Annotated in this window: 10 protein-coding genes and 2 pseudogenes; 4 read left to right on the forward strand and 8 right to left on the reverse strand. The window is 63.7% G+C overall.

Going from position 1 to position 18,167, the window contains the following annotated elements:
• Positions 1 to 5: 5 nt before the first annotated feature.
• Both dctM and GV002_RS18080 read right to left on the reverse strand, forming a co-directional pair.
• A pseudogene (gene dctM / locus GV002_RS18075) lies at positions 6 to 1,013 on the reverse strand (C4-dicarboxylate TRAP transporter large permease protein DctM); the annotation flags it as partial.
• On the reverse strand, positions 1,010 to 1,621 hold the full coding sequence (locus tag GV002_RS18080) for a TRAP transporter small permease (RefSeq protein ID WP_160019675.1): 612 nt from the start codon (positions 1,619 to 1,621) through the stop codon (positions 1,010 to 1,012). The gene GV002_RS18080 and the pseudogene dctM, both read right to left, overlap by 4 nt.
• On the opposite strand from GV002_RS18080, the pseudogene mnmC reads away from it, so the two are divergent.
• Positions 1,619 to 2,812: pseudogene (gene mnmC / locus GV002_RS18085) on the forward strand (bifunctional tRNA (5-methylaminomethyl-2-thiouridine)(34)-methyltransferase MnmD/FAD-dependent 5-carboxymethylaminomethyl-2-thiouridine(34) oxidoreductase MnmC); the annotation flags it as partial. The gene GV002_RS18080 and the pseudogene mnmC sit on opposite strands and share 3 nt — an antisense overlap.
• A gap of 87 nt (positions 2,813 to 2,899) precedes the next feature.
• Here mnmC and GV002_RS18090 read toward each other — a convergent pair.
• Positions 2,900 to 3,793: a DMT family transporter gene (locus GV002_RS18090; protein ID WP_160019676.1), complete on the reverse strand. Its 894-nt coding sequence runs from the start codon at positions 3,791 to 3,793 to the stop codon at positions 2,900 to 2,902.
• A 149-nt stretch (positions 3,794 to 3,942) separates the two neighbouring features.
• Between GV002_RS18090 and GV002_RS18095 the strand changes: the two genes are divergently transcribed.
• Positions 3,943 to 5,832 (forward strand): DEAD/DEAH box helicase, encoded by a 1,890-nt coding sequence (locus tag GV002_RS18095; RefSeq protein ID WP_160019677.1) that lies wholly within the window; start codon positions 3,943 to 3,945, stop codon positions 5,830 to 5,832.
• Between the two features lie 369 nt (positions 5,833 to 6,201).
• Here GV002_RS18095 and GV002_RS18100 read toward each other — a convergent pair whose 3' ends face one another.
• The 4 genes from GV002_RS18100 to bglX all read right to left on the reverse strand — a co-directional run bounded on the left by GV002_RS18100 (position 6,202) and on the right by bglX (position 13,617).
• On the reverse strand, positions 6,202 to 6,726 hold the full coding sequence (locus tag GV002_RS18100; RefSeq protein WP_160019678.1) for a cytochrome b: 525 nt from the start codon (positions 6,724 to 6,726) through the stop codon (positions 6,202 to 6,204).
• A 258-nt stretch (positions 6,727 to 6,984) separates the two neighbouring features.
• Positions 6,985 to 9,534, reverse strand: a complete 2,550-nt coding sequence (gene mdoH / locus GV002_RS18105; RefSeq protein ID WP_160019679.1) for a glucans biosynthesis glucosyltransferase MdoH — start codon at positions 9,532 to 9,534, stop codon at positions 6,985 to 6,987.
• Positions 9,527 to 11,062, reverse strand: a complete 1,536-nt coding sequence (locus tag GV002_RS18110) for a glucan biosynthesis protein G (protein ID WP_160020201.1) — start codon at positions 11,060 to 11,062, stop codon at positions 9,527 to 9,529. The genes mdoH and GV002_RS18110 overlap by 8 nt, the downstream gene beginning before the upstream one ends.
• 260 nt (positions 11,063 to 11,322) lie before the next feature.
• On the reverse strand, positions 11,323 to 13,617 hold the full coding sequence (gene bglX / locus GV002_RS18115) for a beta-glucosidase BglX (RefSeq protein WP_178094725.1): 2,295 nt from the start codon (positions 13,615 to 13,617) through the stop codon (positions 11,323 to 11,325).
• A gap of 218 nt (positions 13,618 to 13,835) precedes the next feature.
• On the opposite strand from bglX, the gene GV002_RS18120 reads away from it, so the two are divergent.
• Entirely contained in the window at positions 13,836 to 14,708 is an 873-nt protein-coding gene (locus tag GV002_RS18120; protein WP_160019681.1) for a helix-turn-helix domain-containing protein, read from the forward strand.
• Between the two features lie 145 nt (positions 14,709 to 14,853).
• Positions 14,854 to 17,484 (forward strand): DEAD/DEAH box helicase, encoded by a 2,631-nt coding sequence (locus tag GV002_RS18125; protein ID WP_160019682.1) that lies wholly within the window; start codon positions 14,854 to 14,856, stop codon positions 17,482 to 17,484.
• Positions 17,485 to 17,561: 77 nt separating this feature from the next.
• On the opposite strand, the gene GV002_RS18130 is transcribed toward GV002_RS18125, so the two are convergent.
• Entirely contained in the window at positions 17,562 to 18,056 is a 495-nt protein-coding gene (locus GV002_RS18130) for a phosphate-starvation-inducible protein PsiE (protein ID WP_160019683.1), read from the reverse strand.
• Positions 18,057 to 18,167 lie beyond the last annotated feature (111 nt).

Genomic DNA, 18,167 nt, shown 5'->3' on the forward strand with positions numbered 1-18,167 from the left:
ATCAGGATGATCGCCGACGGCTCCATGAAGGCACCGGCGATCAGCAGCACGATGTTCACCACCAGCAGGAACTGCCACGGCTGCAGACCCAGATCCACCACCCAGGCAGTGATCTGTTGCGGAATCTGCTCGGTGGTCAGCACGTGGGCGAAGAGCATGGCGTTGGCAATGATGAACATCAGCATGATGGTCAGCTTGCCGGACTCCAGCAGCACCTTCGGGCACTCGCGAATGGTCAGGTCCTTGTACACGAACAGGGCGACGAAGCCGGCGTACACCGCCGCCACGGCCGCAGCCTCGGTCGGGGTGAACATGCCGGTGTAGATACCGCCGAGGATGATCACCATCAGCAGCAGGCCCCAGAACGCCTCACGTGCGGCACGCAGCCATTCGCGGAAACTGGCACGCGGCAGGGCCGGCAGCTTCTTGATGCGCGCGACGATGTAGATCGCGATCATCAGCACCAGGCCCAGCATCACGCCCGGGATCACCCCGGCCATGAACAGCTTGCCCACCGACTGCTCGGTGGCGGCGGCGTACACCACCATCACGATCGACGGCGGAATCAGGATGCCCAGGGTACCGGCGTTACACACGATGCCGGCGCCGAACGCCTGCGGATAACCGGAACGCACCATGCCGGCGATGGCGATGGAGCCGACTGCAGCCACGGTAGCCGGCGACGAGCCGGACAGCGCGGCGAACAGCATGCACGCCAGCACCGCACCGATGGCCAGGCCGCCACGGATATGGCCGACGCAGGCGTTGGCGAAGTCGATCAGGCGACGCGCCACGCCGCCGGTGGTCATGAACGCACCGGACAAGAGGAAGAACGGGATCGCCAGCAGGGTGTAGTGCTCGGACGTCTCGAACAGCTTGATCGCCAGCGAACGCACCGAGTCCGGGCTGAACAGCATGATGGTGATCGAACCGGCCAGGCCGAGCGACGCGGCGATCGGCACGCCGATGAACATCAGCAGGAACAACAGCAGGAAGAGGAACAGAACGGTCATTGCTTGGGCTCCTCGTGCTCATTGATCTTCAGGGCATCGGCGGCTTCGTCAGCCAGACCGAGACCGGTCTGCTCGTTGCGCAGGATACGGACGAGGATTTCCAGGAAGCGGACGAACACCATGGCGTAACCGAACGGTACGATCATGCCGATATGCCATTGCTGACTGCCGTAGTGGCCGAGGTCTTCGGCGCCGATGCCGGCGGTGAACAGGGTGCGCACCCAGTCGAAGCTGCCGACGGCGATCAGGCCGGCGTAACCCAGGCAGGCCGAGCAGGCGATCACGCCAATGACGCGCTGCACGCCGCGCGGGGCGAGCTTGACCAGGGCATCGACGCCGATGTGGCCGGCGGTACGCACGCCGTAGGCCAGGCCGAAGAAGATCAGCCAGCCGAACAGGGCCTTGGTCAGGGCATTGCTCCAGGTCATCGCCTGGGCCATGTCGAGAATGGCGTCGCCGATACCGAGCAAAAACTCGTTACCGCCGAAATAGTCACCCAGCCAATAAAACAGGGTGTAGAAGTTGTTGAGGATCACGTAGACGAAAGTGATCAGCGTCATGGCCGCCAGGAGGAAAGCCGCCCCGCCCGCCCCACACAGGAAAAACACGCGGTGGTGATCGGCGCAGGCCTGGCCGGCTGCGCCACGGCCGCCAGCCTGGCCGCGCGCGGCTGGCGAGTGAGCCTGCTGGAGCGCCACGCGGCGGTTGCCTGCGAGGCATCGGGCAACCCGCAGGGCGTGCTCTACCTCAAGCTTTCGGCCCATGGCACCGCGTTGTCACAATTGATCGTCGCCGGCTTCGGTCATACCCGCCGACTGCTCGAACACCTGCAACGCGGTGCGGACTGGGACGCCTGCGGCGTGCTGCAGCTGGCCTTCGATGACAAGGAAGCCGCGCGCCAGACCAAACTGGCCACTGCCTTTACGGCTGACCTGCTGCACGCCGTGGGGCGTGAGCAGGCCGAAGCGCTGGCCGGCATCGTTCTGCCAGCCGGCGGTCTGTTCTACCCCGACGCCGGCTGGGTACACCCACCGGCGCTGTGTCGGCAACTGGTGCAACACCCGCTGATCGAATTGCGCCCCTACCAGGAGGCGCTGAGCCTGAGCCGGCAAAATGATCGTTGGTGCGTCGACGGGCAGAGCGGCACGCTGGTCGAAGCCCCTGTACTGGTACTGGCCTGCGCCGCCGAAATCGGCCGCCTACTGCCGGCTGCGAACCTGCCGCTCAAGCGCATCCGTGGGCAGATCAGCCGTCTACCGGCCAACTCGCTCAGCAGTCGACTGCGCACCGTGGTCTGCGCCGAAGGCTATGTCGCACCGCCACGCGAGGGTGAACACACCCTGGGCGCCAGCTTCGACTTCCACAGCGACGACCTCACACCCAGTGTGGCCGAGCATGCCGGCAACCTGGAGCTGCTGCGGGAAATTTCCACGGATCTCGCCGAACGCCTGGATGCACAAACACTCGACCCGGCGACGCTAGAAGGCCGCGCCGCGTTCCGCTGCACCAGCCCGGACTACCTTCCGATCGTCGGGCCGCTGGCCGATGCCGAAACCTTCGCCGAGACCTATGCGGTACTGGCCAAGGATGCCCGCCAGGTGCCGGATGCGCCCTGCCCCTGGCTGCACGGCCTTTACATCAACAGCGGCCACGGCTCGCGCGGGCTGATCACTGCCCCGCTGTCGGGCGAACTGATCGCCGCCTGGCTGGAGAGCGAGCCCCTGCCGGTGCCACGCGAGGTGGCCGAGGCCTGCCACCCCAATCGTTTCATGCTGCGCACCTTGATTCGTGGGAGCTGATCAACGCTGCAGAGGGTCGGTGCGCGCGGCATGCCCAACCGTGTAGCGCGCGTAGGGTGCGCCATGCGCACCGAACCGACTCTGCAATTAAACCCTGGCCTCCGTGAGTACCGGTTTTGGCTTGCGAAACACCAGCACGTTGCCCAGCATCACCAGCCCCAGGCCGAACAGCGCCGGAGCCGTCCACTGGTAGCCCTCGGCGAACACCGAGATGTTCAGTGCCACCACCGGGAACAATACGGTGCAGTACGCCGCGCGCTCCGGCCCCATGCGCCCGACCAGGGTCAGGTAGGCCGTGAAGCCGATCACTGAGCCGGGAATCGCCAGGTACAACAACGAGCCGACGTAGCGCGCGTTCCACTCGAAGGAGAACGGCGTGCCGCTGACCAGACAAATCCCCACCAGCATCAGCGCGCCATAAAGCATGCCCCAGGCGTTGGTGGTCAGCGGCTTGAGGCCGGCCTTCTGCTGCAGGCTGGAGAGCATGTTGCCGGCAGAGAAGAACAGCGTGCCGAGCAGTGCCAGGCCGATGCCCAGCAGGCTTTCGCGGCTGGCTTCGTGCCCAGCCAGCTCCGGCCAGAACAGTAAGCCCAGACCGGCCAGCCCCAGCGCACCGCCGAACAACACGTTGGACGCGATGCGCTGTTTGAAGAACAACCGCGCATTGATCGCGTTCCACAGGGTGGCCGTGGAGAAGATCACCGCGATCAGGCCGCTGGGTATCCACTGGCTGGCGGTGTAGAAGCACAGGAAGTTGAGGCAGAACAGGCACAAACCCTGCACCAGGCAGATGCCCTGGCCACGGCGATCCAGCGGCTGCAGGCGGCCGCTGAACCAGAGCATGGCGAACAACACCGCCGAAGCCAGGGCAAAGCGATAAGCGATGGAAGCGGCGACAGCCACCTCGCCCATCTGCAATTTGATGGCGATCCAGGTCGTGCCCCAAATCAGTACGGTAAGCAGGTATAGCGACAGATTCATCGTAGGTTCTCCGAGACTGACTACAGTCTGGAACCGGAGAACTTCAGGCGCTTGCACAAAGTTGCGCATTTATCAAAGCGCCATCGTTGCCTGCCATCGCGTCACAGGGCTTATCATTCCGGCTTTGCCAGCCAGGTCATCCTCAGCACATGCTTTCTGCCGTCGCGCGCTACAAACAATTGCTGTCCAGCGCCCTCGCCCGCTACTTCCCTCACACCACCGCCTACCTGCGTGCCGAGCGCGAAGCCGCGCAACCGCGCAAACCTGTGCGCAAGCAAAGCAAGAAAAAATCCACTGGCAACAAGAAAGCCAGCGGTCGCAAGACTGACAGCGGTAAACCCGGCCCTGCCGGCATCTACCCCGGCACCCGACTGAAGGTCGAAGACGCTCAGGTACAGGCGATGCGCGAACGCGTGGCGCAGGCGGTGAACGCCAGGCTGATCGGCGCTCCGTCGGACGAACAGTGGGCGATGATCCTCTGCCGTGCGCCGCTGGCACGTATCTTCGCTGGCGCAGGCTCGGGCAAGTCGAGCACCCTGGTACTGCGCGTGGTGTTCCTGCTCTGCCACCTGGAGGTCGACCCCAAGCGCCTGACGGTGATTTCCTTCACCAACGCCTCCTGCACCGAGTTGCGCGAGCGCCTGCAACGCCTGCTCGACTTTTGGCACTACCCGCACGATGCACGCCAGTGCGTGCGTACCTTCCATGCGGCCATGGCCACGCTGACCAAGGAACACCTGGGCAACCCGCGCTGGTTCGAGCAACTGGACGACCCCAGCGACGAGCCGGACAACCCGCTTACCGGCGCTCGTCTGCGCCCCGCGCAGCAGCGCCTGCTCAAGCAGGCCTACCAGAACGCCTACGCCGAGGACGCGCGCTTTCGCGCGCTGACTCACCGCCTGCTCAAATTACCGGCCCCCGAGGAGCCGCCAAAGGGCAAAGCCAAGGCGCCGCTGGATGCCTGCAAATTACCCGGCGAATTCGCCGCCCTGCCCTTGTTCGAGCTGCTGCACGGGCAGATCGATTTCGCCGAGAGCCTGGGGATTCATCTCGACCGTCTGGATGTGAAAACCCTGGACTGCGCGGCACGCGAGCGCGATTTCATCGAGGTCATGCAGCGCTTCCACCAGCACTTCAACACTCTGTTGAAGAATCAGGGGCTGATCAGTTTCAACGGTGCCTTCGCGCAACTGAGTGAGCGCCTGCAAGGTGCTGGCGACGGCAAACCCGGCCCGGCCCTGCTTGCCCTGAGCCACCTGCTGATCGACGAATTCCAGGACATCTCGCCACAGATCGTGCTGTGGCTGCAGGCCGTGCATCGCCGCCTGCACGCTACGGGCGAGCGCATCAGCCTGATGGCCATCGGCGACGACTGGCAATCTATCTACGGCTGGCGCGGCAGTTCGCCGGAGCTGTTCATCGACTTCGACCGGCACTTCCCAAGTCGTGGTCGCAGCAAGAGCACCACCCTACTGCTGGGCACCAACTACCGCAGCATCGAGCCGGTGATCCGCGACGGCGAAAAAGTGCTCGCTGAAGTGCAGAACAAGCAGGCCAAGACCTGCGTTGCGGCCAAGGCGATGCAACCCGGCGACCATGGCGTCAGGCTGATCCAGCGCTTCGACCTGGCCAGCGGTCTGCCGGCGCTGCTCAAGGAAATCACCGCGCAGTGCCAGCACGTCAGCCAGCGCGCCAACGCGGATCGCACCGCCGTGCTGCTGCTCAGCCGGCGCAACGAGCCACTGCAGCAGGTGCGCGTTCATCTCGACAAACAACTTCCGGTGAAAACCATGACCATCCACCGCGCCAAGGGCCTGCAGGCCGAAGTGGCGATCATCCTCGATGACTGCCTGCCGATGGAGAAGCACCCGCTGCGCAACGCGCTCTACGCCCAGTGCGGCTTCTTCGCCGGCAGCTACGACCAGGCCATGCAGGATGAAGCTCGTCGCCTGGCCTACGTGGCCATCACCCGTGGCGTGAGCCGCGTGCTGTGGTACACACGCAAGGCCCAGGGAGCAACGCAGTGCTTGGCCAGCTAGATCGCCCGGCGAAAGACTCCAACACCTTGACGCCCGCAAAGCAGCTTTGCGTGGGAGCCCCGGAGCGAAGCTTTTCAGGCCGCCGAGTTTCGCGGCGGGGCGCCGCTCCTACACGCTCTGGGACTCGGGGATTGAACGAGTGAGCCGTTAAGCGCTGGCACTTTCTGGCAGACAACAAAAAACCCGCCGAAGCGGGTTTCTTCCCAACCATCCGACATCCTGTCGGCTGCCAATCCTGGCCTGGTCATCGTCCTTGATCCTCAGCGATCCTTCGCTGTAGGGGATGTGCGTAGACTAGAGATCGGCTCGCGATGGCAACAGTGGTGGTTGCCGCCAGGCCGTGTAAGCCTTTTGCCATACCACCCTGAGTCAGCGCCCGATCATCCGCGCCAGTACATCCTCGTCGCCCTGGCGGCGGTGCAAGAAGGCCATGACGATGTGGCCGATGATCAACACCAGCAGCAACCAGCCGAGGTTACCGTGCAGCAGGCTGGCCGGCGCAATCATCCATTCGATCTTGTTACCGTCGAAACCGCTCATGATGGTCATGCCGAACGCCTCGAAGGCACGGCCGGATCCATATTGACGCACCAGGGCGAGCAGCGGGATCAGCACCATCAAGCCGTAAAGCGCTAGATGGCCGAGCATCGCAGGGACACTGAGCGAAGCCGGTCGGCGACCGCGGTTGCTCAGCGCCCAGAACAGGCGAATCACCACCAGCACCATCAGCAGCAGCCCCACCGACTTGTGCGTACCGCCGACGATACTTTCGAGGAAGTGCCCCTCGGGCACGATCACCGTGAGGTATTGCCATACCAGCAGCGCGGCCATGGCCCAATGCAACAGCCGCGAGACAGCGCCGTAACGCTGTGCAGAATCTTGGAGGTTAGACATATCAGGTTCCCATCAGGTCAAATGAGTGACGCAGCCTTATAAGGCCTGCCTTGTGTGCACGCGGCAAAACGTTATCGGCAACTGCAACGGGAAGCCGCGGACACGGTTCCGCGCGCTTCGCTTGTTGGAGGGTAAAGGCTCTGTTTCGGGCCTTTCAGACCATACCCGGGGTGTATGGTGCCTGCAGCGAAGCGCATGTGGGAAGCGTGGCTGTAAGCAAGTGTGTCGCTGCCAGGCCAGCGACACACTTTTCCGCCATCAACCGCCGCGCAGACGGTCGCTGGCTTCGCGCCAGGCGTGGTATTGCGGTTCCTGCCAGATGCGCGCATGCAGGCGCGCCATGCCGTCAGGATCGTTGAGCAGACGCCAGCGGGTTGCCTCGACCTTACCTTCAGGCCCGGCGCTGAGGATCTCATCGATACGCTCGTCGCGCAGCGCTTCGGCGGCAGGCACCACCTTGGCGTGGCGAGCACGGGCCATGGCGCAGACCAGGGCGTTGTACAGCGGATCGACCACTGCACGCAGGAAGCCCTTGCGCAGTGCTCGCGCGCTGTTCAGTTGCTCGTACTCGGAGGTGTTGCTCAGCTCCACCGGCACCTTGTGCTCTTCCGGGATCAGGAACAGCTTGCTGCGCCGCGCAGCCAACCCCGGTGCGGTCCGGCTGGTCAGCACCGAAACCACGGGCGACAGCACCAGAGATACCACGATAGGCGCCAGCCACCAGAGGAAGTCCGGGTTGAGCCAGGCCACCAATGCGGTCCAGCCGATACCGATCAGCACCTGGGTACCGTGACGACGGAAAGCCTCGCTCCAGGGCGTCGAATCATCCACGCGCTGCGGCGAGTTCCACTGCACCGACCAACCGAGGAAGGCAGCGGTGACGAACAGGCTGTGGAACAACATGCGCACCGGCGCGAGCAACACCGAGCAGGAGGCTTCCAACAGCATCGACAACAACACCCGCGAACGACCACCGTAGGCTTCAGCGCCCTTGATCCAGATCAGCAGCACGCTAAGCAGTTTGGGCAGGAACAGCAGGGTCATCGTGGCGGAGAACAGGGCGATGGCCTCGTGCGGCTGCCAGCGCGGCCACAGAGGGTAGAGCTGGTTGGGCTGCAGGAAGTACTCCGGCACCATCAGCGTATGCGTCGCCAGCAGGCAGGTCGAGAGCACCAGGAACAGCAGCCACAGCGGCGCCGAAAGATAGGACATGACACCGGTGAGGAACACCACGCGATGCACGGCGTGCATGCCACGCACCAGGAACAGGCGGAAGTTCATCAGGTTGCCATGGCACCAACGACGGTCACGCTTGAGCTCGTCGAGCAGGTTCGGCGGCAACTCTTCATAGCTGCCCGGCAGGTCGTAGGCGATCCATACGCCCCAACCGGCGCGGCGCATCAGCGCGGCTTCGACGAAATCGTGGGAGAGGATCGCGCCAGCGAAAGAACCAGTGCCCGGCAGAGGCGCCAGGGCACAGTGCTCGATGAAGGGTTTGACCCGAATGATCGCGTTGTGCCCCCAGTAGTGCGACTCACCCAGCTGCCAGAAGTTGAGGCCAGCCGTGAACAATGGCCCGTAGACACTGGTGGCGAACTGTTGCAGGCGCGCATAGAGGGTGTCCATGCCGGACGCCTTGGGCGCGGTCTGGATGATGCCTGCACCCGGGTTGGCTTCCATCAGCCGCACCAGGCGGGTCAGGCATTCGCCACTCATCACGCTGTCGGCGTCGAGCACCACCATGTAGCGGTAGTTGCTGCCCCAGCGCCGGCAGAAGTCGTCGATGTTGCCGCTCTTGCGCTTCACCCGGCGCCTGCGGCGACGGTAGAAGATATGACCGAAGCCCTCTACCTCGCGACACAACTCCATCCAGGCCTGCTGTTCAGCAACGCAGATGTCAGGGTCGTTACTGTCGCTGAGGACGAAGAAATCGAAGTGTTCGAGTTGCCCGGTGGCCTTGAGCGACTCGAAGGTCGCACGCAGGCCGGCGAACACGCGCGGCACGTGCTCGTTGGCAATCGGCATGACCAGCGCGGTACGTGCCCGCGGCGAAATCGGCTCATCACCGCAGCTGCTGGCGGAAATACTGTAGCGGTCACGCCCCTTGAGCAACTGGAAGAAGCCCATCAGGGCAGTCCAGAAGCCCATCGACACCCAGCAGAACAGCACGGCGAACAGCGCGAGAATACTGGTCTGCAGTACATAAGGCAGGATCTGCCGCGCTGACTCCTGCCAGGGCTGCTCGAACACCAGGCCCAGATCGACCAGCGACCAGCCCTGATAGGGCAGCACCGACTTCATGTACCAGGTGGCGACCACGGTCTGCACGACCATCAGCACCAGCAGCGCCGAACGACGCACCGCCGCGACGTGGCGCCAGTGTTCTTCGGCGAAGTCTTCGCTCTCACGCGTGCGCGGCCGCGGTGCGGGTTTCTCGCCCTTCAAACGACGCCAGCCGCGATCCAGGATATTGATCTGCCAGGGCTCCGGCACCATGCGTGTGCGCTTGATCGGCGGCGTCGAATCGATGGTGGGCCGGCCCTGGTGGTCGTGCACGATGCGGCAGCCGCGCTCGAGCGCGTCCGGCCAGCCCAGAGACAGACGAGCCGGCACCGACTCGAGCATCTCGCGGGTTTCTTCCAGAGGCTCGGCAGCCGCGAGATCGTCCTCGTGCAGGGCACGGTGCAAGGTGGCGAGATCCCCGCCCTCCTCTTCCAGGCGATGAGCCAAAGCCGCCTGCTGCTCAGGATCGAGCGGCAGTTCCTCCAGATACTCCTGGATTTGCGTAGGATCTAGAGTGTTATTCATGGGCAGGCAGCTGATAGCTCCAGGTTTCCGACAAGGGCTTGCCGCCGTCGACCAGGGCAGCACGCATTTCCACCGGCTGCACCGGGTCCTTGACCTTGATGCGCAGCGTCAGGCGCCAGCCTTTGCTAACCGGGTTGTAACGCAGGCTGTCCTCCAGCAATTCGGCGTTGCCATCGACGCTGACCTGAACGGTCGGCGCTGCATCAGGCGAGCGCTTGGCCAGCTCCTCACCGACGAAATCGACCACCAGCGCGGTACTGCCATCGGCCTGACGGATCAGGTTGGCCTGTTTGATGTCGCCCTCTGACAGACGGGTCTGACTGACCATGGCCAGTTGCGGGTCGTGCAGCTTGGCGTCGTCACGACTGAAGTGCAGGCGGTAGGCCACATCCAACGACTCACCCGGGGCCGGCAGCTTCTCCGGGCGCCACAGAGCGACGATGTTGTCGTTGGTTTCGTCCGGTGTGGGTATCTCCACCAGCTCGACATGACCAGCGCCCCAATCACCGACGGCTTCTACCCAGCCGCTCGGGCGCAGCTCGTAACGGTCGTCGAGATCCTGGTACTGGTTGAAGTCGCGACCACGCTGCATCAGGCCGAAACCACGCGGGTTGTCGATACGATAGCTGCTGACGTTGAGGCGTTGCGGGTTGTTCAGCGGGCGCCAGATCCACTCGCCATTGCCAGCGTGAATGGCCAGACCGTCGGAGTCATGCAGCTGCGGGCGGTAGTTCGGGCGCGGCCAGGGCTGGTTGGCACCGAACAGGTACATGCTGGTCAGCGGCGCGATGCCGAGCTTCTCGACGTTCTCACGCAGGTAGACCTTCGATTGCACATCGAGCACGCTGTCGCGGCCCGGTTTGATTTCCATGCGGTAAGCACCAGTGGCCCGCGGCGAATCGAGCAGCGCATAGATCACCAGGCTACGGCGATCCGGCTGCGGCTTCTCGATCCAGAACTCGCTGAAGCGCGGAAATTCCTCGCCGGACGGCAGCGCGGTGTCGATGGCAAGACCACGGGCGGACAGGCCAAACACCTGGCCCTTGCCGACGATACGGAAGTAGCTGGCGCCGAGTACGCTCATCACTTCGTCGTGACGCCCCTTGTCGTTCAGCTCGTGGATCACCTTGAAACCGGCGAAACCCAGATCCTTCAGGTCATCCGGGTTAAGGTTGAGGTCGGCGAAATCGAACATCGACGGGTCATACTTGATCTCCTGGGTGCCGCTGGCGGTCACTTCGTTGATCTTCACCGGCACGTCGAAGTGCATGCCCTGGTGGAAGAAGTACAGCCGGAACGGCGTCTTGCCGTCCGCCCAGTGCGCCTTTTCCTCGAGGAAGCGAACTTTCTGATAGCCGGCGAACGGCAGCTCACGCAGCGAAGCCGGCAGGCGGCTTTGCGGTGCGCTGTAGCTTTCGGCCGCGAGGGCCTTGGCCTTGACCGCGACATCGTCCAGATCGAAGGCCCAACTCTGGGCAGCGAACAGCAGAGGGAGCACACAAAGGGCCAGCTTGCCGGCCTTGCCCATACGGGCTCCAGAACAACGACTCATCGACACACAGCCTCCAGGGCAACACGTACTGACAGGCAGCGGCCAGCCCAAGGGCGGCCACTGCAGGGAGTTGAAAACGGGCGAATAGTGTAAAAACAACGCGAGCACGATGCAGACAGCCAACCGAACGGCGACGTCTCCGCATGCGCGGATTCTTTCTGCGCATTATTACCAGATCGTGAAGTCCGGCACAGGTGCTCGCGCGAGTATATTTTTCGCCTCCTTGGGCCACGCCTTCATGGGCGTGGCAACAGTTCGAAACGCGCCTCCTGCACGCTCTCCGAATCCAGCCCCAACTGAACACGGAAGGCACCCGGCTCGCTGACATGCTGCAGGCTGGCGTTGTAGAAACGCAGCATGCTTTCGTCGATCTCGAAACTCAGCTCGCGCGCCTCACCTGCCTCAAGCTTGACCCTGCGAAAATCCTTGAGTTCCTTCACCGGACGGATCACCGAAGCAGCCTCGTCATGCAGATACAGCTGCACCACGGTCGCGCCAGCCCTGGGCCCGGCGTTCTTCAGCGTGACGCTGACGCGAATTTTCTCGCCCGCCTTCATGCGCTCGGCGGACAGCTTCGGCGCCGAAAGCTGGAAGTCGCTGTAGCTCAAACCGTAACCAAAGGGATAGAGCGGCCCGTTGGGCTCCTCGAAATATTGCGAGGTGTAGTTGCCCGGCGTACCGGGTGTGTACGGCCGCCCCAGGCGCAGGTGGTTGTAGTAGGTGGGAATCTGCCCGACCGAACGCGGGAAGGTGATCGGCAGCTTGCCGGAAGGGTTGTGCTCACCGAACAGCACATCGGCGATGGCATGGCCACCCTCGATGCCGCTGTACCAGGTTTCCAGTATCGCATCGGCGTTTTCCTTCTCCCAGCCGAGCGCCAGCGGCCGGCCGTTCATCAGCACCAGTACCAATGGCTTGCCGGTGGCCTTGAGCGCGCGCAGCAGCGCCTGCTGGCTGTCCGGCAGGTCCAGACGAGTGCGGCTGGACGACTCATGGGACATACCACGCGCCTCCCCTACGGCCGCGACGATGACGTCAGCCTGAGCGGCGACACGCACGGCCTCCTCCAGCATTGCCTGTGGCGAACGTTTGTCCAGCACCACCTCGGGGCGGTCCCAGTTGAGCTGGTTGAGATAACTGATCACATGGGCATCGTCGGTGACGTTGGCGCCCACGGCGTAAAGCAGCTTGCCCTGGCCGTTGAGCTCCGCCTCCATGCCCTTGCGCAGCGTGATGGCCTGCTCGGCTACACCGACCGCCGACCAACTGCCGAGCATGTCCACCGGCGAGTCGGCCAGCGGACCGATCAGGGCGACGGTGGTCTTCTTGCTCAGCGGCAGGGTGTTGTCATAGTTTTCCAGCAACACCAGGGAGTCACGCGCCATGGCCCGTGCATCGGCGCGGTGCAGACGGCTTTCGGCATTGACGTCGGCCGGGTCGTCCTCGGCGCGGCCGATACGGCGGAACGGATCATGGAACAGGCCGAGGTCATATTTGGTGTTCAGCACATGGGTGACGGCTTCATCCAGCACACTCTGCGCTACCGCACCGCTGCGCACCAGTGTCGGCAGCTCCTGATAGTAGAGCGTGTCGGCCATGCTCATCCCGACACCTGCCGTGACGGCCAGTTTTGCAGCCTCACGGCCATCGGCGGCCACACCATGGCGCAGCAGTTCGGTGATCGCGCCGTGGTCGCTGAGCGCCACCCCCTTGAAGCCCCAGTCGCGACGCAACAGATCACGCAGCAGCCAGGTGTTGGCCGAAGCAGGTACGCCATTGATCGCGTTCAGCGCCACCATCACCCCGCCGGCGCCAGCATCGATGGCAGCGCGATAAGGCGGCAGATAATCCTGGTACATGCGCATCGGGCTCATGTCGACCACGTTGTAGTCGCGCCCACCCTCCACCGCGCCGTACAGGGCGAAGTGCTTGACGCTGGCCATGATGCGCTGCGGGTCGCTGGGATTTCCCCCCTGATAGCCACGCACCATGGCTGCGGCGATGCGCGAAACCAGATACGGGTCCTCGCCGAAACCTTCGGAGGTCCGCCCCCAACGCGGATCGCGGGAAATGTCCACGGTCGGCGCGAAGGTCATGTCCAGGCCGTCGGCGCTGGCCTCGAAGGCTGCGACCCGAGCACTGTTCTCGATGGCGGCAATGTCCCAGCTCGAAGCCAGTCCCAGACCAATCGGGAACGTGGTGCGATGGCCATGAATCACGTCATAGGCGAAGAACACCGGGATACCCAGGCGACTGCGCAGCGCCGCCTCCTGCATCGGGCGGTTCTCCGGACGTATCACCGAATTGAAGGTGGCACCGATGCGTCCTGCGGCCATCTCCTCGCGGATGCGCTCACGCGGCATATCGCCGCCGATGCTGATCAGGCGCAGTTGGCCGACCTTTTCCTCGAGGGTCATACGACCTACAAGATCGGCGATGAAGGCCGATTTGTCATCTATCGAAGGTGCAGCAGCCAGCAGGTTGGGGAAGATCAGGGCAGAGGCAAGCGCGAAGTGGTGCAGGTATTTCATCGAGAGCGGCATCCGGGATGCGAATCATTGTTTGAATGGCCGCCACGATACTCCCAGTCATCGTGCCGCGCCGCGGGTCGGCGCAAAAAAACTCAAGCACCATTCAAAGGCGGTCCAGCAATTACGACCTCGAACTTTCACAAACTTGCGCATTTTTTTCGTCGACACTGGTTTTGCATGTCGGCAGGCGTAGCATGGGCTGCATTCGGGAGGAAATGATGGCGCAATTCGAACATCTGCAGGTATTCCAGAGCATGAGCCGTTCGGCCAATGCGCGGCTGCACGCCATGGCCGAACTGGGCAACGGCATGGGCGTGGCACGCTGGAGCAACGCCCATGATGCACGTGACTACCTGGCCCCCAGCCATCACACGCTGTCGTGCTACCTCAGTGGCGGCACTGGCACCTTTCGCCGCGAGCAGCCCGGCAACAAGGGCGCTCCAGACAAACTGTGCATCCTGCCGGCCGAGCATCAGTCGGCATGGATCATCAACGGTGAAATTCAGCTTGCCCATCTTTATATAGAGCAGGAGCAGTTCGCTCTTGGTGCGGTCGCCTTGCTCGATCGCGAACCGCGCAGCCTGCAACTGGAAGAAGCGACCTTTCTCGAGGACGCCGAACAGTCCGCACGCTTTCGCCAGCTGTGCACCCTCGACTGGCAGGAGCCGGGCGAACGCCTGCTGGCCAGCAGCCTGGCGCACCAACTGCTCGACCATGCGCTGCTCAACCAGGTTGGCCTGCGCCAGAGTCTGCGCCTCAAGGGTGGCCTGGCACCGTTGCAACGCAGGCGTGTACGCGAGTTCATCGAGCAGCATCTGGAGACGCCGCTGCCGCTGAGCCAACTGGCGGCGCTTTGCGCCCTTTCGGAATACCACTTCGCGCGCATGTTCCAGAGCAGCTTCGGCCTGCCGCCTCACCGCTACGTGCTGGCCCGGCGCCTGGCGCGTGCCTGCCAGATGCTACGTCAGCCAGCCCCTGCTCTGAGCGAAGTGGCGTTGGCCTGCGGCTTCGCCAGCGCCAGCCATTTCAGCAACCGCTTTCGCCAGGCACTGGGCGCCACTCCGGGGCAATACCGCGCTGCATTTCTGTAGGACGAGAACAACCCGCTTCCCGCCCTGTCGTCGGCAATCTCGGCGCCACGCCTGCTAATCGTCACGCGGCTATGCGAAAATCTGCGGCTTTGCATTGCCACGGCCCAGTCATGCGCCCATCACTTTTCCCCATGGGGCTTCGTTGATGCCTCTGGATATCCACCAGTTACGCCAGGAAGACTGGCGTTCGGAGTTCGGCGCCGGCGACCTGCGCCGCGGCATTGCCTACGCCGAAGAAAAGCGCAGCAAACTGCTCAGCCTCAAGGACCACAGCCTGCTCGCCAATTGCCGGGGCTCCGGCGGGCAGACCTATCAGCAGCGCATCACCCTGCACCCCTACGGGCGCAAGTGGAGCGTGACCGGCCACTGCAACTGCCCGGTCGGTTTCAACTGCAAGCACGTGGTCGCCGCCCTGCTCACACTGGAAGACCAGCAACGTGCCGGTAGCGATCTGTCGGACATCATCGTGGTGAACAAGGAACTGGCGGAAACGCGCCTCGAGGGCGTCGCCCCCTCCGCCATCCTCAGCCTTGGCAGCCAGGTGCGCGTGCACTTCGACGCACGCAAGGGACGCATGCATGAACAAACCCAGCACCGCGCGGCGCTGGCTTTCGACTACGCCGGACACAAGGTTTTCGGCAAGCCGGCCAAGGACCTGGTCAAGCGCCTGGACGAGCAAACCAACCTGCGCCTGATCCGCGACAGCGGCGCCGAAGCCAGCCTGCGCAAACGCCTGGAAGGCCTCGGCCTGCAGGTCGCCCTGCGCCAGAGCGAAGCGCTGCCGAGCGATGCCGGCGAGCCGTTCGAGCTTGAGCGCGAGCGCGACTGGCTGGACTTCGTCCAGCAGCAACTGCCGCAACTGCGTGCCGAGGGCTGGCAGATCCACATGCGCCCGGACTTCCAGTACAACCTCGCCGAGGTCGACGACTGGTACGTCGAAGTCGAGGAAGATCCGCAACAGAACTGGTTCGATCTGGAGCTGGGCATCGAAGTCGAAGGCCAGCGCCTGAGCCTGCTGCCGATCCTGCTCCAGGCCATTCGCCGCACGCCCTGGCTGCTGGCACCCGAGGCACTGGCCCAGCGCGCCGACGAGGATCGCCTGCTGGTCAGCCTGCCGCAGGGTGGCAAACGCATCGCCCTGCCCTTCGCCCGCCTGAAACCGCTGCTGGCCACACTCGGCGAGCTGTATTTCCGCGACCCTGGCGACGATCATCTGCCGCTGCGCCTGGGGCGCGCCGACGCCGCACGCCTGGCCGAATTGGCCCAGGGGCCCGAACTCAGCTGGCAAGGCGGCGATGAATTGCGCGGTTTCGCCCAGCGCCTGCAGAACCTGGCGGTGCGTGAAATTGCGCCACCCGAGGATTTGCAGGCCGAACTGCGCACCTATCAGGTGCAGGGCCTGAACTGGATGCAGACGCTGGCCGAACTGCGCGTCGGTGGCGTGCTGGCTGACGACATGGGCCTGGGCAAGACCCTGCAGACCCTGGCGCATATCCTCTGCGAGAAACAGGCCGGGCGCCTGAAGAATCCAGCACTGATCGTCATGCCCACCAGTTTGATTCCCAATTGGCAGGACGAGGCGGCGCGCTTCACCCCGCAGTTGCGCGTACTGGCCCTGCACGGCAACAAGCGCAAGGCGCTGTTCGAGGAGATCGCCGAGCACGACCTGATCCTCACCACCTACGCCCTGCTGCCACGCGACCTCAAGGCGCTGAACCAGCAGCGTTACCGTCTGCTAATCCTCGACGAAGCGCAGAACATCAAGAATCCGCGCAGCAAGGCGGCCACCGCAGCGGCTCAGGTGCAGACCGACCTGCGCCTTTGCCTGACCGGTACGCCGCTGGAAAACCACCTGGGCGAACTCTGGTCACTGTTCCACTTCCTCATGCCCGGCTGGCTCGGCGACGCCAAGGCCTTCACCCGTGACTACCGCACGCCCATCGAGAAGCGTGGCGACGCCCAGCGCCTGAACCATCTGAATGGGCGCATCCGTCCCTTCCTGCTGCGCCGCACCAAGGAACAGGTGGCCAGCGAGCTGCCGCCGAAGACCGAGATCACCCAATGGGTCGAGATGACCCAGCTGCAGCGCGACCGCTACGAGACCTTACGCCTGGCCATGGACCAGAAGGTGCGCGACGAAATCGCGCGCCAGGGCCTGGCCCGCAGCCATATCGTCATCCTTGAAGCCCTGCTGCGCCTGCGCCAGAGCTGCTGCGACCTGCGCCTGCTCGGCGAAGCCGGCAGCGAACTGACGGCCGCCGACTCGGGCAAACTCAGCGCCCTGCTGGACATGCTCGTAGAGCTGGTCGACGAAGGCCGCCGCGTATTGCTGTTTTCCCAGTTCACCTCGATGCTGGCGCTGATCGAAGCAGAACTGCAGACACGCAAGATTGCCTACGCCAAACTGACCGGCAGCACCCAAGACCGACGCACGCCGGTACAACGCTTCCAGGCGGGGGAGTTTCCGGTTTTTCTGATCAGCCTCAAGGCTGGTGGCAGCGGCCTCAACCTGACCGCCGCCGACACCGTGATCCACTTCGATCCCTGGTGGAATCCGGCCGCCGAAGCCCAGGCCAGCGACCGCGCCTACCGCATCGGCCAGGACAAACCGGTGTTCGTCTACAAGCTGATCGCCCGTGGCAGCGTCGAAGAGAAAATCCAGCAACTGCAGCAGGCCAAGGCCAACCTGGCCAAAGGCGTGCTGGACGGTGGCAGCCAGGGTCAGTGGCGACTGGATGAGGAAGATCTGGCGGCACTATTCGCACCGCTCGACTGACACCTCTCCTCCTACGCTTCATCGATCCACCATCACGCCGACAGTGGTGGATGAAAAGAGCGTCATCCCCCTAAATTTCAGTCAGACGCATCGTCGCGCTCGGACTCGGCATCCTCGCGGTTGCGCGCCATGTTGCGGGGATGCGGGCCGGCCACGGCCGGAAAGCGCGACGAAGCGTAGCGCACCACCAGAATTGCCAGGGCCAGCAACAGGATCGCCCCCGACACCATCACCACGCCCCAACTCGGCTTGTGCGTGTGGGAAATGTCGGAAATCAACAAACGGGTCAGCGCAGTGATCGCCACGTAGATCATGAAGCGAATCGGCATGTGGTTGGTCTTGAAGTAGATACCGACCATCGCCGCCAATTCCAGGTAGATGAACAGCAACAGAATGTCATCGACCGTGATGTGCCCCTTCTCGAGCATACCGATGAAGGTCATCACCCCAGCCCAGGCCGTGATCGCCCCGATGGCGAACAGCGCCAGGTAATGGAAGGCCTCCATCAGCAGATTACCCAAGGATTCCGCCAGGCCATGCATGCCCGTACGCAGACGTTCCGCCCAATTCATCGTGTCACTTCTCCCCAAACAAACATGACGCCCATGCATCCGACATGGATGCACGCCGACGAGCATGCAGGAAAAACACCAGCTTGAGGATGATGCGGCGATGTGACGGAA

Source organism: Pseudomonas sp. 8O (assembly GCF_902506495.1).
Taxonomy (GTDB): domain Bacteria; phylum Pseudomonadota; class Gammaproteobacteria; order Pseudomonadales; family Pseudomonadaceae; genus Aquipseudomonas; species Aquipseudomonas chaetocerotis.

Excerpts from the sequence above, each read along its gene's own strand:
- GV002_RS18090 (WP_160019676.1), bottom strand. The coding sequence starts at position 3,793 with ATGAATCTGTCGCTATACCTGCTTACCGTACTGATTTGGGGCACGACC.
- GV002_RS18110 (WP_160020201.1), bottom strand. The coding sequence starts at position 11,062 with ATGGGCAAGGCCGGCAAGCTGGCCCTTTGTGTGCTCCCTCTGCTGTTC.
- GV002_RS18095 (WP_160019677.1), top strand. The coding sequence starts at position 3,943 with ATGCTTTCTGCCGTCGCGCGCTACAAACAATTGCTGTCCAGCGCCCTC.
- GV002_RS18120 (WP_160019681.1), top strand. The coding sequence starts at position 13,836 with ATGGCGCAATTCGAACATCTGCAGGTATTCCAGAGCATGAGCCGTTCG.
- GV002_RS18100 (WP_160019678.1), bottom strand. The coding sequence starts at position 6,726 with ATGTCTAACCTCCAAGATTCTGCACAGCGTTACGGCGCTGTCTCGCGG.
- GV002_RS18125 (WP_160019682.1), top strand. The coding sequence starts at position 14,854 with ATGCCTCTGGATATCCACCAGTTACGCCAGGAAGACTGGCGTTCGGAG.
- bglX (WP_178094725.1), bottom strand. The coding sequence starts at position 13,617 with ATGAAATACCTGCACCACTTCGCGCTTGCCTCTGCCCTGATCTTCCCC.
- mdoH (WP_160019679.1), bottom strand. The coding sequence starts at position 9,534 with ATGAATAACACTCTAGATCCTACGCAAATCCAGGAGTATCTGGAGGAA.
- GV002_RS18130 (WP_160019683.1), bottom strand. The coding sequence starts at position 18,056 with ATGAATTGGGCGGAACGTCTGCGTACGGGCATGCATGGCCTGGCGGAA.